This is a genomic window from Micromonospora matsumotoense (genome assembly GCF_050951065.1).
GTDB lineage: Bacteria > Actinomycetota > Actinomycetes > Mycobacteriales > Micromonosporaceae > Micromonospora > Micromonospora matsumotoensis.
Map to the genome: position 1 here is coordinate 1,969,258 of NZ_CP192025.1, position 14,141 is coordinate 1,983,398.

At 72.6% G+C, this 14,141-nt stretch carries 12 protein-coding genes; 7 read left to right on the plus strand and 5 right to left on the minus strand.

Translation table 11 applies throughout. The features are described from left to right. Positions 1 to 32: 32 nt before the first annotated feature. The 3 genes from ACQP1S_RS08945 to ACQP1S_RS08955 form a co-directional block, all read right to left on the minus strand. Positions 33 to 2,435: a phosphoketolase family protein gene (locus ACQP1S_RS08945; RefSeq protein ID WP_432905088.1), complete on the minus strand. Its 2,403-nt coding sequence runs from the start codon at positions 2,433 to 2,435 to the stop codon at positions 33 to 35. Between the two features lie 125 nt (positions 2,436 to 2,560). Continuing rightward, the gene (locus ACQP1S_RS08950; protein ID WP_432905091.1) at positions 2,561 to 3,391 is read right to left on the minus strand and encodes a universal stress protein; all 831 of its coding nucleotides are present in this window, start codon (positions 3,389 to 3,391) and stop codon (positions 2,561 to 2,563) included. A gap of 85 nt (positions 3,392 to 3,476) precedes the next feature. Continuing rightward, a complete protein-coding gene (locus ACQP1S_RS08955) occupies positions 3,477 to 4,280 on the minus strand; it encodes a PP2C family protein-serine/threonine phosphatase (protein WP_091251944.1) in 804 nt (267 codons plus the stop codon). 114 nt (positions 4,281 to 4,394) lie between these two features. Between ACQP1S_RS08955 and ACQP1S_RS08960 the strand changes: the two genes are divergently transcribed. The 6 genes from ACQP1S_RS08960 (at position 4,395) to ACQP1S_RS08985 (ending at position 9,733) form a co-directional block, all read left to right on the plus strand. Beyond that, positions 4,395 to 4,631: a helix-turn-helix domain-containing protein gene (locus ACQP1S_RS08960; protein ID WP_432905095.1), complete on the plus strand. Its 237-nt coding sequence runs from the start codon at positions 4,395 to 4,397 to the stop codon at positions 4,629 to 4,631. After that, on the plus strand, positions 4,628 to 5,209 hold the full coding sequence (locus ACQP1S_RS08965) for a Clp protease N-terminal domain-containing protein (protein ID WP_432905098.1): 582 nt from the start codon (positions 4,628 to 4,630) through the stop codon (positions 5,207 to 5,209). The genes ACQP1S_RS08960 and ACQP1S_RS08965 overlap by 4 nt, the downstream gene beginning before the upstream one ends. Before the next feature lie 102 nt (positions 5,210 to 5,311). Then, entirely contained in the window at positions 5,312 to 6,319 is a 1,008-nt protein-coding gene (locus ACQP1S_RS08970) for a diacylglycerol/lipid kinase family protein (RefSeq protein ID WP_432905101.1), read from the plus strand. After that, on the plus strand, positions 6,312 to 7,313 hold the full coding sequence (locus ACQP1S_RS08975) for a YihY/virulence factor BrkB family protein (RefSeq protein ID WP_432905103.1): 1,002 nt from the start codon (positions 6,312 to 6,314) through the stop codon (positions 7,311 to 7,313). Before ACQP1S_RS08970 ends, ACQP1S_RS08975 begins: the two co-directional genes overlap by 8 nt. A gap of 82 nt (positions 7,314 to 7,395) precedes the next feature. After that, positions 7,396 to 8,889, plus strand: coding sequence for a phosphatase PAP2 family protein (locus tag ACQP1S_RS08980; protein WP_432905105.1), 1,494 nt, complete (start codon positions 7,396 to 7,398; stop codon positions 8,887 to 8,889). A gap of 19 nt (positions 8,890 to 8,908) precedes the next feature. Further along, positions 8,909 to 9,733: an endonuclease/exonuclease/phosphatase family protein gene (locus ACQP1S_RS08985; RefSeq protein ID WP_432905107.1), complete on the plus strand. Its 825-nt coding sequence runs from the start codon at positions 8,909 to 8,911 to the stop codon at positions 9,731 to 9,733. Between the two features lie 466 nt (positions 9,734 to 10,199). Here the strand turns inward: ACQP1S_RS08985 and ACQP1S_RS08990 are convergent, their stop codons facing one another. Further along, on the minus strand, positions 10,200 to 10,955 hold the full coding sequence (locus tag ACQP1S_RS08990; protein WP_432905110.1) for an alpha/beta fold hydrolase: 756 nt from the start codon (positions 10,953 to 10,955) through the stop codon (positions 10,200 to 10,202). Positions 10,956 to 11,143: 188 nt separating this feature from the next. After that, positions 11,144 to 12,106: a TIGR03557 family F420-dependent LLM class oxidoreductase gene (locus ACQP1S_RS08995; protein WP_091251934.1), complete on the minus strand. Its 963-nt coding sequence runs from the start codon at positions 12,104 to 12,106 to the stop codon at positions 11,144 to 11,146. A 394-nt stretch (positions 12,107 to 12,500) separates the two neighbouring features. Between ACQP1S_RS08995 and ACQP1S_RS09000 the strand changes: the two genes are divergently transcribed. Continuing rightward, entirely contained in the window at positions 12,501 to 13,889 is a 1,389-nt protein-coding gene (locus tag ACQP1S_RS09000) for a cellulase family glycosylhydrolase (RefSeq protein WP_432905113.1), read from the plus strand. Positions 13,890 to 14,141 lie beyond the last annotated feature (252 nt).

Genomic DNA, 14,141 nt, shown 5'->3' on the forward strand with positions numbered 1-14,141 from the left:
ACCGGCCGGTCCACGTCGGGCGTCGGAAGGCGTCACTGACCGTCCAACTGGGCCGGCTGGGTCTCCCGGATCCAGCGCCACTCGGCGACCCGGGGGTCGTCCTCGCCGTGGCGGCGGGTGTAGTCGCGGCAGGCCTGCCGGGTGTCGACCATCTCCTGACGCAGGTGGGCGGCGCGGGCGGCCAGGCCGGGCACCCGGTCGATGACGTCGATGACCAGGTGGAAGCGGTCCAGGTCGTTGAGCATCACCATGTCGAACGGCGTGGTGGTGGTGCCCTCCTCCTTGTAGCCGCGCACGTGCAGGTTGTCGTGGTTGGCCCGGCGGTAGGTGAGCCGGTGGATCAGCCACGGGTAGCCGTGGTAGGCGAAGATGATCGGCTTGTCGCGGGTGAAGATGGTGTCGAACTCGTTGTCCGGCAGGCCGTGCGGGTGCTCCGACGACGGCTGGAGCCGCATCAGGTCGACCACGTTGACGACCCGCACCTTCAGCTCGGGCAGGTGCTGGTGGAGCAGGTCGGCGGCGGCGAGGGTCTCCAGGGTCGGCACGTCACCGGCGCAGGCGAGCACCACGTCCGGTTCCTGGCCCTCGTCGGTGCTGGCCCAGTCCCAGATGCCCAGGCCGCGCCGGCAGTGCTGGACCGCCTCGTCCATGGTCAGCCAGTTCGGCGCGGGCTGCTTGCCGGCCACCACCACGTTGATGTAGTGCCGGCTGCGCAGACAGTGGTCCATCGTGGAGAGCAGGGTGTTGCCGTCCGGCGGCAGATAGACCCGGACGACCTCGGCCTTCTTGTTGACCACGTGGTCGATGAAGCCCGGGTCCTGGTGCGAGAAGCCGTTGTGGTCCTGCCGCCAGACGTGGCTGGAGAGCAGGTAGTTCAGCGAGGCGATCGGCTCCCGCCAGGGGATGCCCCGGGTCACCTTCAACCACTTGGCGTGCTGGTTGACCATCGAGTCGACGATGTGGATGAACGCCTCGTAGCTGGTGAAGATGCCGTGCCGACCGGTCAGCAGGTAGCCCTCCAGCCAGCCCTCGCAGAGGTGCTCGGAGAGCACCTCCATCACCCGGCCGTCGGGGGAGAGGTGGTCGTCGGTGGGCTCGATCCGGCCGTCGAAGGCCCGGTCGGTGACCTCGAAGGCGGCACCGAGCCGGTTCGAGGCGACCTCGTCCGGGCCGAACAGCCGGAAGGTCTGCGGGTTGGCGGTGATCACGTCGCGGACCCAGGTGCCGAGCACCCCGGCTGCGCCGACCACCGGCTCGCCCGGCTTGGGGACGTCGACCGCGTAGTCGCGGAAGTCCGGCAGGGTCAGGTCCCGCAGCACCCGCCCGCCGTTGGTGACCGGGTTGGCGCTCATCCGGTGCTCACCCTTGGGCGGCAGTGCGGTCAGCTCGGCGACCGGGGCGCCGGTGGCGTCGAAGAGTTCCTCCGGACGGTAGCTGCGCAGCCAGCGCTCCAGCTCGGCCCGGTGCTCCGGGTTGTCGCGCACCTCGGCGATCGGCACCTGGTGGGCGCGGAAGGTCCCCTCGACCTGCTTGCCGTCCACCTGTGCCGGGCCGGTCCAGCCCTTCGGGGTGCGCAGGATGATCATCGGCCAGCGGGGACGCTCGACGGTGCCGCCGGAGCGGGCCACCCGCTGGATCTCGGCGATCTCGTCGCAGGCCCGGTCCAGGGCCGCGGCCAGGAGTTGGTGCACCTGCGCCGGGTCGTCCCCGGCGACCAGGTACGGCTGGTAGCCGTGGCCGCGCATCTGGTTGAGCAGGTCCTCGGTGGGGATCCGGTCCAGCACCGTCGGGTTGGCGATCTTGTAACCGTTGAGGTGCAGGATGGGCAGCACCGCGCCGTCGCGGGCCGGGTTGAGGAAGACGGACGACTGCCAGCTGCCCGCCAACGGGCCGGTCTCGGCCTCACCGTCGCCGATGACGCAGGCGACCAGCAGGTCCGGGTTGTCGAAGGCGGCGCCGTAGGCGTGGCTCAGCGCGTACCCCAGCTCGCCGCCCTCGTGGATCGAGCCCGGCACCTCCGGCGCCACGTGGCTCGGGATGCCGCCGGGGAAGGAGAACTGGCGGAACAGCCGCTGCATGCCGGTCTCGTCGCGGCTCACCGAGTGGTAGAGCTCGCTGTAGGTGCCCTCCAGCCAGGTGTTGGCGACCAGCGCGGGGCCGCCGTGCCCGGGGCCGGTGACGAAGATGGCCGACAGGTCACGGTTGACGATGACCCGGTTGAGGTGCGCATAGAGCAGGTTGAGGCCGGGGCTGGTGCCCCAGTGGCCGAGCAGCCGGGGCTTGACGTGTTCGGGGGCCAGCGGCTCGCGCAGCAGCGGGTTGTCCAGCAGGTAGATCTGCCCGACGGTCAGATAGTTCGCCGCCCGCCAGTAGGCGTCCAGCCGGCGCAGCTCGTCGTCGGTCAGGGGGCTGTGCAGGTCGAGAGCGGTGTCCATGCTGCCAAAGCCTCTCGCGGGTCGGGGAGTTCTGCACCCGGAAGCGTCGTTTCGCCCCGGGCAGACCCAGTCTTCGCGTTCCCGGGGTCATCGATCAGGGCCGTTGGTCCCGGCCCTTGGGGACGTCATGCCCCGCCCGGAACGGCGGAAACCAGTCCACGGACGACGATGACCGGTGCCGGCGCGTGGTAGAGCAGGGTCTGACTCACCTCGCCCAGCATTCCCCGCCCCGGCTCGTCACCGCGGGCGCCGACCAGCGCCAGCTGCGCCGACCGGGACTGCTCCACCAGGACGGCCCCGGGATCGCCGCGTACGGTGTGGCACTCCGCCGGCACGTTCGGATGGTGCCGGCGGGCCTGGGCGACCAGCGCGTCGAGCACGTCGTCGCGGTCGTCGGGTCGTCCCGGCTCGACCACCCGCACCGCGATGACCCGGGCCCGGCGGCGGGCGGCACAGCCGAAGGCGAAGACGAGCGCGGCCCGGGAGCTGGGTGAGCCGTCCACGCCGACCAGCACCGGCCCCGGCGGTGGTGGTTCGGGGCGGACCACCAGCACCGGGCAGCCGGCGCGGGCGGCGAGCTGCACGGCGGGCGCGTCGGCGGGTACGCAGCCGCCGCAGCCGGCCATCCCGCCGTCCCCGATGGCCACCAGGAACGCCGTCCCGGAGCGGCGGACCAGGATCCCGACCGGTGCCCCCTCGACGATCTCACCGCTGACCGGCAGCCCTGGTGCGACCTCGTTCGCGGCCGTGGCGGCGCGGGCGACCAGTTCCTCGGCGGCGTCGCGGGTGCCGGCCACCGTCGGGCCGGCCAACGCGGCCTCCCAGTTGAAGGCGTGCAGCAGGGTCAGCTCCCGCCCGTGCGCGGCGGCCTCCCGGGCGGCCAGCCGGACCACCGCGAGGTCCGCCGGCGTCGGTCCGATGCCGACCACCACCGGAGCGTCCGTGGACCCGGTCATCCGGTTCACCTCCCGGGCGTCCCGCACGGCACGGCCACGCCGTCCCCACCGACGCTAGTCGCGTCGGCCGGCGGGTGGAGCCGGATCAGTCGGACGGACGCCCTCCGGTCGCCGGGTGTACGCGCAGCACGACGGCGGTGGCGTTGTCGCTGCCACCCTCGGCGAGGGTCGCGGCGAGCAGGGCGCGTACCGCCCGGGTCGGGTCCGGCTCGGCGAGCAGCTCCCGCAGGCGGTGGTAGTCGAGCTGGTCACTGACCCCGTCGGTGCAGAGCAGCCAGGTGTCGCCGGGGCGCAGCGGCACCCCGAGCAGGTCCGGGTCCGGCCGGTCGGGATGGCCGAGATAGCGCAGCAGTTGGTAGCGGGCGCGGGCGGCCTCCCGGGAGTCCGCCGGCCACCAGCCGTGCAGCACCCCGAGCCAGGCCATCGTGTGGTCCACGGTCACCAGCTCCAGCAGCCCGTCGCGCAGCCGGTAGGCCCGGGAGTCGCCGAGCTGCACGATCCAGGCCAGCTCGCCGTCGGGCTCGGCGAGCAGCGCGGTCAGCGTGCAACCGGCCAGCTCGTCGATGGCGGCGCCGGCCCGGCGTACCCGGATCTGGGCCTCGGTGATCGCGGCGCGCAGTTGGCGGGGACCGACGGCGGGCCAGCCGGCGCGGACCAGTTCGCACAGCGTGTCCCGCGCGGTGCTGCCGGCGACCCGGCTGCCCTCGCCCTCGCCCATGCCGTCGACGACCACCGCGAACGGCAGCTCCGGGTCGACGTGCAGGGCGTCGAAGTTGGCCGAGTAGCGGTGGCCGGCCACGGTGCCGCCGGCGACCTCCCACTCGATCCGGCCGACGGGCAGCCGGCGGGCCGCCTCGACGGGCTGGTCGGCGGTACGGCGACGGAACACCAGCGGACGGTAGCACCGTCGCAGGCCCGGACCGGGCGTCCGGCGTCGTGTCGGCGCAGGTCGATTGCGTCAACTGAGGTTGACAGGGTGGGATTGTCAACGTAAGTTGACGGCATGAGTCAGGCTACGGAACTCGCGGCGGCCGCCGGCAGCACCGACCCCCGGGTCGGCCTGCGCGCGGTGCTCGCCCTGCGCCGGCTCCTCGAACGGCTGGAGGTGGTCCAGGTGGACAACGCCCGACGGCAGGGCTGGTCCTGGCAGGAGATCGCCGACGCGCTCGAGGTGAGCCGGCAGGCGGTCCACAAGAAGCACGCCGGGCGACCGGCGGTCCGAGGAACCTGGGAGGGATGATGTTCGAGCGGTTCACCGATCGGGCCCGTGCCGTCGTCCGGAGCGCGGTCGAACAGGCCCAGCGCGACGGGCGACGTCCCGTCGGCACCGAACACCTGCTGCTCGCCGTCCTGGCCGACACCGATGCGCTCGCCAGCCGGGTGCTCACCTCCGCCGGCGTCGACGCCGACGACCTGCGCGCCCGGATCCGGCGGCACGTCGGTGCCGGCGGGATCGGGCTCGGCGAGGCGGACGCGGCCGCGCTGCGCGAGATCGGCATCGACCTCGCGGCCATCGTCGCCCGGATCGAGGACAACTTCGGCCCGGACGCCCTGCGCGAGGCGGTCCCGGCCCCACGTCGACGGTGGCGGCTGCGCCGGCCGGTCGGCGGGCCCTTCTCGCCCCGTTCCCGCAAAGTGCTGGAGTTGGCGCTGCGCGAGGCGCTCCGGCTGCGGCACCGGCACATCGGCACCGAACACCTCCTGCTCGGCGTGCTCCGCGAGGGTGGCGGCCTGGGTGCGGTGGTGCTGACCGAGGCGGGCGTGGACCTCGACGATCTGCGCCGACGTGTCGAGTTGGCGCTGCGGACGGCGGCCTGACCGGTCGGGTCGGTCCCGACCCGGATCAAACCTGTTTGCGGTCAACGCAACGTCGGTCGTCGTCGGGTCGCTGACCCGGCCGGGGTGCTGCACACTGACGCCGTGGACGGTGCAAAGCAGAAGCGTACGGTGACCGGCGACGACCGCGCCCCCCGCTCGGCGGTCGTGGTCAACCCGACGAAGGTGACTGATCTCGACGAGTTCCGCCGGACCGTGGACGAGTCGCTCGCCGCCGCCGGTTGGCCGGCCCCGACCTGGTACGAGACCACCGCCGAGGACCCGGGCCGGGGGCAGACCACGCAGGCCGTCGAGGCGGGCGCCGAGCTGGTCTTCGCCTGCGGCGGCGACGGCACCGTGATGGCCTGCGTGACCGCGCTGGCCGGCACCGACGTCGAACTCGCCGTGCTGCCGCAGGGCACCGGCAACCTGCTCGCCGCCAACCTGGGGCTCTCGAACGACCTGGCCGCCGGCCTGGAGGTGGCCGTCGAGCGCGGACGACGCCGACTCGACGTCGGCGTCGTCGACGACCGGTGCTTCGCGGTGATGGCCGGGATGGGCTTCGACGCGCAGATGCTGGCGGACACCTCCGAGACGACCAAGGCCCGGATCGGCTGGCCCGCCTACGTGGTGGGGGCGGCGAAGCACCTGCGGGACCGGCCGATGCGGCTCACCATCCGCATCGACGACCGGCCGCCGATGCGCCGCCGGGCCCGCACCGTGCTGGTCGCCAACGTCGGGCGGCTCCAGGGCGGGGTGCGCCTGCTCACCGACGCCGAGCCCGACGACGGCTGGCTCGACGTCGCCGTGCTCACCCCGAACCGGGTCCGGCACTGGCTCGCCATGGGCTGGGCGCTGGTCCGCCGGCAGGGCAGCGTCCCCCGGATGGAGGTCCACCGGGCCAGGAAGGTCGTCATCACCAGCAACCGGGCCCAGCCCCGGCAGCTCGACGGCGACCTGATCGCGCCGGGCCGCACCCTGACCGCGGAGATCAAACCCGAGTCGCTCTGGCTCTGCGTGCCGCGCCCGGCCCATGACCCCGACCTGGCGTACGACGCCGACGCGGCGGCGCAGCGCGGCGAGAAGCTGGTCGAGGAAGCCCGCCGTGAGTAGCACCAAGCTCGTCCCCGAGACCCGGTTGATGGCGGCGGACGAACTCTCCGCCGACGACGCCTGGCGGACGCTGCGCCGACTCGGTGGCTGGCAGTTGCTGCGGGACGCGTTCATCCGGTTCCGCTACGGCGACGGGTTCAGCCACTCCCGGGCCTTCGCCCTGCAACTCTGCCTCGCCGTGGTGCCGTTCCTGATCGCGCTCACCGGCCTGATCAGCGACCTGGGGGTCGAGGAGGGTGGCCGGGTGGTCGCCGACACCGTGCTGGCGTTGACTCCCGGGCAGAGTGAGCAGATGGTGCAGGATCTCCTCGGTGAGGGCGACCGCACCGAGAGCACCGGCGAGTTGGCGCTGACCCTCGGTCTGCTCACCGGCCTGGTGGCGTTGACCACCACGATGGCCCAGATCGAGCGCGGCGCGAACCGGATCTACGGCGTGGAACGGGACCGCCCCGCGCTGTGGAAGTACCTGCGGGCGGCCGCGCTCGCCGTGGTCGCCGGCCTGCCCGCCCTGGCCGGGTTCCTGATCCTGGTCGGCGGCGGGGAGATGGGCGAGTCGGTGCAGCGCCACTACGAGTGGGGTGATCTCGCCGCCGGCCTCTGGGAGGTGGTGCGGTGGCCGTTGAGCCTCGTGCTGACCGTGGTCGCGGTGGCGGTGATCTTCCGGCACGCGCCCCGGCGCAAGCAGCCCGGCCTGTCCTGGCTCTTCTTCGGCGCGGGCATCGCCACCGCCCTGTGGTGGCTGGCCAGCCTGCTGCTCGCCGCGTACGTCAAGGTCGGCGGCGGCTTCGGCCAGACGTACGGGGCGTTGACCGGGATGATGGCGCTGCTGCTGTGGGCGAACCTCACCGGCATGGCGCTCTTCGGCGGGTTGTCGTTCGCCGCCCAGTTGGAGGCGATGCGGATCGGGTCTCCGGAGCCGGCCCAGCCGGACCTGTGGGAGCCCGAGGCCGAGCGGCAGGAGCTGCTCGACACCGGTGACATGACCGCACTCTGACCCCGCCACACCGGACGGGCGTGTACGAGGTGGCGGAATCGGGTACAGCGCGCCTCGCCACGTTGACGCAGGGAGGTGCGGGTTGACCGCGGTCAAGGAGACGACGGCCCGACGGCCGCTCGGCCACTTCGCCGAACGGAGCGTCGTCGGTCTGTTGGCCGTTGCCGGCGCGGGCGTGGCCTTCGGGCTGCTGCTGATGCTCGTCCGCTTCAAGTGGAGCCCGATGTACCACGCCGACCACGAGGCGGCCGAGTGGGTCAACGGGCTTGTCGCGCCGCACCACGCGCTGGTCACCGTGCTCCAGGCGGTCACCGACCTGGGCGGCCGACCGATGCTGATCTGGCTGGTCACCATCGCGGTGGTGACCCTGCTGATCCGTCGCCAGTCCCGGCTGGCGGTCTATCTGATCGTGACCGGGGTGGGTGGGCTGATCCTCGACCCGTCGTTGAAGGCCCTGGTCGGCCGGCTCCGCCCGGTGGTCGACGTGCCGGTCGCCAGCGCCCCCGGCAACAGCTTCCCCAGCGGGCACGCGCTCGGCTCGTTCGTCGCGTACGGGGCGTTGCTGCTGGTCTTCCTGCCGGCCATGGCGCCCCGGTGGCGCAAGCCGGCGATCGCCATCGCCGCCGTGCTGGTGACGCTGATCGGGTTGACCCGGATCGCGCTCGGCGTGCACTTCGTCTCCGACGTGTTCGGCGGCTGGCTGCTCGGCGCGGCCTGGCTCGGCGTCACCGCGTACGCCTTCCGGCTGTGGCGGCGTGAGCGTGGCCGGCCGGTGCCACCGCTGAGCGAGGGGTTGGAGCCGGAGGCCGCTGACAAGATCACCCCCGCCCCGGCCGAGGAGCACGTGCTGGAGCACCCCCGCTCCGCCGTCGCCGAGCTGCTGGTCGGCTGGGTGATCGTCTTCGGCGCGCTGTACGGCTTCGGCACCTACGTCAGCTACCACGCCAAGGGCACCATCTTCGACACCCTGGACACCGACGTGCCGCGCTGGTTCGCCGCCCGGCACACCGACTTCCTCACCGAGCTGAGCTGGTGGTGGAGCAAGTTCGGCGACACCCACGCCATCCTGATCGTCTCGCTGGTCTTCTGCCCGCTGGTGCTGGCCATCTGGAAGCGGTGGCGGCCGGTGCTCTTCGTGGTGCTGGCGCTCTTCGGCGAGCTGAGCCTCTTCCTCGCCTCCGCCCGGGTGGTGGACCGGCCCCGCCCGGCGGTGGAGAACCTGGACGGGCAGATGCCCACCTCGTCCTTCCCGTCCGGGCACATCGCGGCGACCGCCTGCCTCTGGCTCGTCATCGCGATCATCGTGTTCGTCCGCACCGACCGCTGGTGGCGGTGGCTCTTCGTGGCGCTGGCCGTGATCATGCCGGTCGGGGTGGCGGTCTCCCGGATGTACCGGGGGATGCACCACCCGACCGACTTCATGGGCGCGCTCATCCTCAGCGGCCTCTGGATCGGCCTGCTCTACTGGGTTATCCGACCCAACGCCGACGTCTACGAGGGCAACCGACCCGAGATCGAGTCGGAACAGGTCGACGAGTTGGACGACGAACTGGCCAAGGCCGGCCGGCCGGAGTGAGTCGTCGACCGTGCTGCGGATGATGAGCTGGAACATCAGGACCGGCGGTCGGGACCGGACCGGCCCCGACCGCCGGGACCTGGTGTGCCGGGTCGTCGCCGCGCAGGCCCCCGACGTGCTGGCGGTGCAGGAGCTGCGCGGTTTCGACCGGCCGGGGGTGCTGGCCGGGTTCGCCGACCGGGTGGGGATGCGTCCGTACCTGGCCCGCACCTGCTTCGGTCAGCCGGTGGCGGTGCTGGTCCGCCCGCCCTGGCGGACCCGCTCCGCCGGGCCGGTCCGCCGACCGTTCCACCACGCGGCGCAGCGGGTCGAACTGGCCACCGCCGCCGGCCCGCTCACCGTGCTCAGCACGCATCTCGACCCGTACACCGGGCTGCGGCGGCGGGTCGAGGCCGGCTGGCTCGTCGGGGCGGTGCGCCGCGCGCCGGGGGAGCTGGCGCTGGTCGCCGGTGACCTGAACACCCTCGACCCGGGCACCGAGCACGCCGACCGGGTGGCCCGGCTGCCGGCGGCGTACCGGCGACGGCACCTGCGCCGCGACGGGCGGACCGTGGAGACCAGGGCGGTGGCCCGGCTGCTCGCCGCCGGCCTGGTCGACCTCTGGACCCGCGCCGCCGGGCTGGCTGACCCGACCCGTGCCGGCGGGGCGGTCGAGGCCGGGCTGACCGCGCCGACGCGGCACGGCGGCGGCGTCGAGTTCTCCGGCATGCGGCTGGACTACCTGCTCGGCACCCCGGCGCTCGCCGCCCGGCTGCGGGACTTCCACGTGGTACGCGGCGGCGACACCGAGTACGCCTCCGACCACTACCCGGTCGTCGCCGAGCTGAACCTCGACCCGGCCTGACGGGCTCGTCGCGAATGCCTGCCGGCTGCACGCCATCGCACCGAGCCGCACCGGCCATCGCACCGAGCCGGGGCTCATCCTGGTGCCTTTGCGCCTTGGTGGACCGCCCCGGTCGGCGACGCGGTGCACCCTGCGGGGCACTCTGTCCGGTGGGGGAGCGGAGTCACCACCTCGGCACGTCCCTATGCCGCCGGGGCATGAATATGACAAGCAGGCATGTCTACTCCGGGCAAGTGGTACCCACCATGCTGCGTGTGCGGCAGCCGCTGCTCGGGGGTCCTGCTGCCGTCCGGCTCGGTGGGGCACGACGTCGGGTGCGGCACCAGATCCGGTTCCGCCGTCGTCAGAGGAGCAGGTTGACCAGCACGGTCAGGGCGATCGAGGCGAGCACCGAAAAGAGGATCATCAGGAGGCAGCCGAAGCCGCCGCCGAGGGGTCGGATCTGGGTGCTACCGAAGCGCATGGCTCACCCTCTCGGGTTCGGGTCGAGCAGGTCGCGGATCGCCTCGGCCACCGGCCCGGGGGCGGTGGTGAGCACGTTGTGGGCGACGTCGGGCACGGTGACCAGCCGGGCGTCCGGCACCAACCGGGTGACCTGGGCACGCCACCGGGGCGGCACGATCGGGTCCCGTTCCCCGGCGAGCACGAGGGTGGGCGCGGTGATCCGGGCCAGGTCCGCCTCCACCGCGTGGCGTACCGAGTGCGAGACGGTGGTGGCGACCCGCCACGGCCGGGCGTCGAGGATGTCGCGGCACAGGATCGGCGCCTGCCAGGGCGACTCCCGCAGGGTGTCCACCAGCCACCGCCCGACCAGCCCCCGGCGGGAGCGGGCGGTCGGATCGCTGGTCGGACCGGCCAGCACCAGTGCCCGGACCGCCCTGGGGCGGGCCACGGCGAGCGCGGCGGCCACCTCTGCGCCGAACGAGTGCCCGACCAGGCAGACGGGCGGCATCCGGTACGCGTCGAGCCAGGCCAGCAGGTGGGCGACGTGCTGCCGCAGGTCGTAGGAGTGGCCGGGACGGGCGCTCAGCCCGAAGCCGGGCAGGTCCGGCGCGTATACGGGGTGGGTGGTGCCGAGCGTCTCGGCCAGCGGGGTGAGGTAGCGGTGTGACACGGCCAGCCCGTGCACCAGCAGCACCGGGGGTGTGTCGGGGGCCACCGGGTCGGCGGAACGCCGGGTGTGCGTGCGGAGCCGGTCGACGAGGCGGAACTCACTTGTCAACGCCGCTCTCCGGCGGGGCACGGAGGGGTTCCGGCTGACGTCGGCCGTCGGGTGGGACGCCACCGAGTCCCCACCCAGGCCGGCCGTCGGGCGCGGCGCGGCGAGGGCGCGCCGCAATGCGCCGGGGCCGGCGCCGGTCGGGTGCGGGTCGGGACGGGTACGCGACCCGTTCCGACCCGCCACGGAGGTCACAGTTCGCGGAGCCGGGGCAGCAACTTCTCCTGCGCCCAGTCGAGGAACATCGGCTGGCTGTCCCCGCCGACCTGCAGGACCGCCACGTGCGTGAAGCCGGCGTCGACGAAGGCGCGGAACGCCTCGACGTGCCGCTCGACGTCCGGGCCGCAGGGGATGCCGTCGGCGACGTCCTCCTCCCGGACGAACTGGGTGGCGGCGGCGAAGGCGTCCGGGTCGGGCAGGTCGGCGTTGACCTTCCAACCGTTGCCGAACCAGCGGAACTGGTCGTGCACGATCTTGCGGCACTCGGCCTCGTCGGGGCCGTAGCAGATGGCCACCTGGCCGTAGCGGGGCTGCCCGACGCCGCCCGCGTCGTCATAGAGCTGGATGATCCGGGAGTCGGGTTCGGTGGCGACGATGCCGTCGGCGTACTCGGCGGCCAGCGCGGCCGAGGACGGCCCGGACGCGGCGACGGCCATCGGCACGGGGCGTTCCGGACGGTCCCAGACGTAGGCGTCGGGGACGTCGAAGTGGTTGCCGGAGAAGGTCAGTGTCTCGCCGTTGAGCAGCGGACGGATGATCTGGAGCGCCTCGGAGAACATCTCGTGCCGCTGCTGCACGTGCGGCCAGCCGCCGACCACGTGTTCGTTGAGGTTCTCCCCGGCGCCGAGGCCGAGGGTGAACCGCCCGTCCGAGAGCACCCCGATCGTGCTGGCCTTCTGTGCCACCACCGCCGGGTGGTAGCGGCGGATCGGGCAGGTCACGAAGGACATCAGCTCGGCCCGGCTGGTGGCGTGGGCGACCGCGCCCAGCACCGACCAGGCGTACGGGGAGTGGCCCTGCGCGTCGAGCCACGGGTAGTAGTGGTCGGACATGACCAGCTGGTCGAAGCCGGCTGCCTCCGCCCGTACCGCGTGGTCGACCAACTGCTTCGGGCCGGTCTGTTCGCACATCAGGGTGTAGCCGACGCGGACCATCCTGGTTTCTCCTTCCGGGCGACGATCGTCACCGGATACCCCTGCCCGGTGCCGGTCAACCTCGGATGCGCGGCCGGCCCGCCCGACGGGGTGCCTCTTGACGGTCCCGCGAGGGGCGTCTAAGGTCCGACTTAACCGGTTCAGGCTGGTGGTGTCACATCCTGTGGTGGGGATGACCGCCCCCTGTGGCGGCCCATGGTCGGTGGGTCGCCACAGGGTCGGCGGAAAATGGCTGAGTAACTTAACCGGTTGCCTTCCCGATCCCATCGGCATACGCTGATCCGCACGCGGCCAGGGAGTTCCGGCGGCGGCTGTCGGGCTGCAGCCGAGCGCCACCGTCACCAGCATCGGCACCCCGCCAGGGCAACGGGGTCGACCCTTCCTGAGGAAACCCATGAAGAAGCGACTTTCCGTCGCCGGCGTCGCCCTGCTCACCGTCCTCGCCGCCGTCTTCGCCTTCGGGCAGCCGGCTCAGGCCGCCGCCGGCTTCTCGGTCTCCGGTGGCAAGCTCTACGACGCCAACGGCAACGAGTTCATCATGCGGGGCGTCAACCACGCCCACACCTGGTATCCGCAGCAGACCACCTCCTTCGCCAACATCAAGGCGCTCGGCGCGAACACCGTGCGGGTGGTGCTGGCCAGCGGTGACCGTTGGACCAAGAACACCGCCGCCGACGTCAGCAACGTCATCTCGCTCTGCAAGGCCAACAAGCTGATCTGCGTGCTGGAGGTGCACGACACCACCGGCTACGGCGAGCAGGCCGGGGCGATCACCCTGGACCGGGCGGTCGACTACTGGCTGAGCATCGCCAGCGCCCTGCAGGGCCAGGAGCGGTACGTCATCGTCAACATCGGCAACGAGCCGTACGGCAACCAGGGTTTCGCCACCTGGGCCACGGACAACGCCAACGCGATCAAGCGGCTGCGGGCCGGCGGGCTCGCCCACACGATCATGGTGGACGCGCCGAACTGGGGTCAGGACTGGTCGTTCACCATGCGCGACAACGCGGCCGGGGTGTTCGCCGCCGACCCGCAGAAGAACACCGTCTTCTCGATCCACATGTACGGCGTCTTCGACACCGCCGCCGAGATCAGCGACTACCTGGGCCGGTTCCGTACCGCCAAGCTGCCCATCGTGGTCGGCGAGTTCGGTTTCGACCACTCCGACGGCAACCCCGACGAGGACACCATCCTGTCGTACACCCAGGCCAACGGGATCGGCTACCTCGGCTGGTCGTGGAGCGGCAACGGTGGCGGCGTCGAATACCTCGACATGACCACCAACTTCAACCCGGCCGCCCTGACCACCTGGGGGCAGCGGATCTTCAACGGCGTCAACGGCATCAAGTCGACCTCGAAGGAGGCGTCGGTCTACTCCGGCACCACCCCGACGACCCCGCCGACCACCCCACCCACGACCCCACCGACGACCCCGCCGACCACGCCACCCACCACCCCGCCGACCACGACCCCGCCCGCGACCGGTGGGTGTACCGCGACCTACACGCCCATCGGTTCGTGGCAGGGCGGCTTCCAGGGCGAGGTCAGGGTGACCGCCGGCAGCGCGGCCATCAACGGCTGGACGACGAAGTGGACCTTCGCCAACGGCCAGACCGTCAGCCAGTCGTGGAACGCGACGCTGAGCAGCAGCGGCAGCACGGTGACCGCCCGCAACGTCGACTACAACGGCCGGCTGGGGGCCGGGGCCAGCGCCGCCTTCGGCTTCATCGGCAGCGGGAACAGCGTGAACCCGACGCCCACGGTGACCTGCACCGCGAGCTGAGCACAACCGCTCCACCGGTGGCCGGGCCCCAGCGGGCCCCGGCCACCGCCCGTTCCCGCCCCGCCCGTTCCCGCCCCGCCCGTTCCCGCCCCGCCCGTTCCCGCCCCGCCGGCCCCTCGGTCCGCGCCGCCGGGTGCGTTCGTGGTCGCCGCAACGGGGGCGATGTGGCGGTATCGACCTGTCTCGGATACCGCCACATCGCCCCCATTGAGTGGATCAAGCGCCTCGGGGGCCGCTTGAGCGCGCCGAGCG

Bases quoted from the DNA above. Each gene is read 5' to 3' on its own strand.
- ACQP1S_RS08995 (WP_091251934.1), bottom strand. From the start codon at position 12,106: ATGGTCCGCGTCGGCTACACCCTGATGTGCGAACAGACCGGCCCGAAG.
- ACQP1S_RS08950 (WP_432905091.1), bottom strand. From the start codon at position 3,391: ATGACCGGGTCCACGGACGCTCCGGTGGTGGTCGGCATCGGACCGACG.
- ACQP1S_RS08960 (WP_432905095.1), top strand. From the start codon at position 4,395: ATGAGTCAGGCTACGGAACTCGCGGCGGCCGCCGGCAGCACCGACCCC.
- ACQP1S_RS08965 (WP_432905098.1), top strand. From the start codon at position 4,628: ATGATGTTCGAGCGGTTCACCGATCGGGCCCGTGCCGTCGTCCGGAGC.
- ACQP1S_RS09000 (WP_432905113.1), top strand. From the start codon at position 12,501: ATGAAGAAGCGACTTTCCGTCGCCGGCGTCGCCCTGCTCACCGTCCTC.
- ACQP1S_RS08945 (WP_432905088.1), bottom strand. From the start codon at position 2,435: ATGGACACCGCTCTCGACCTGCACAGCCCCCTGACCGACGACGAGCTG.
- ACQP1S_RS08985 (WP_432905107.1), top strand. From the start codon at position 8,909: ATGATGAGCTGGAACATCAGGACCGGCGGTCGGGACCGGACCGGCCCC.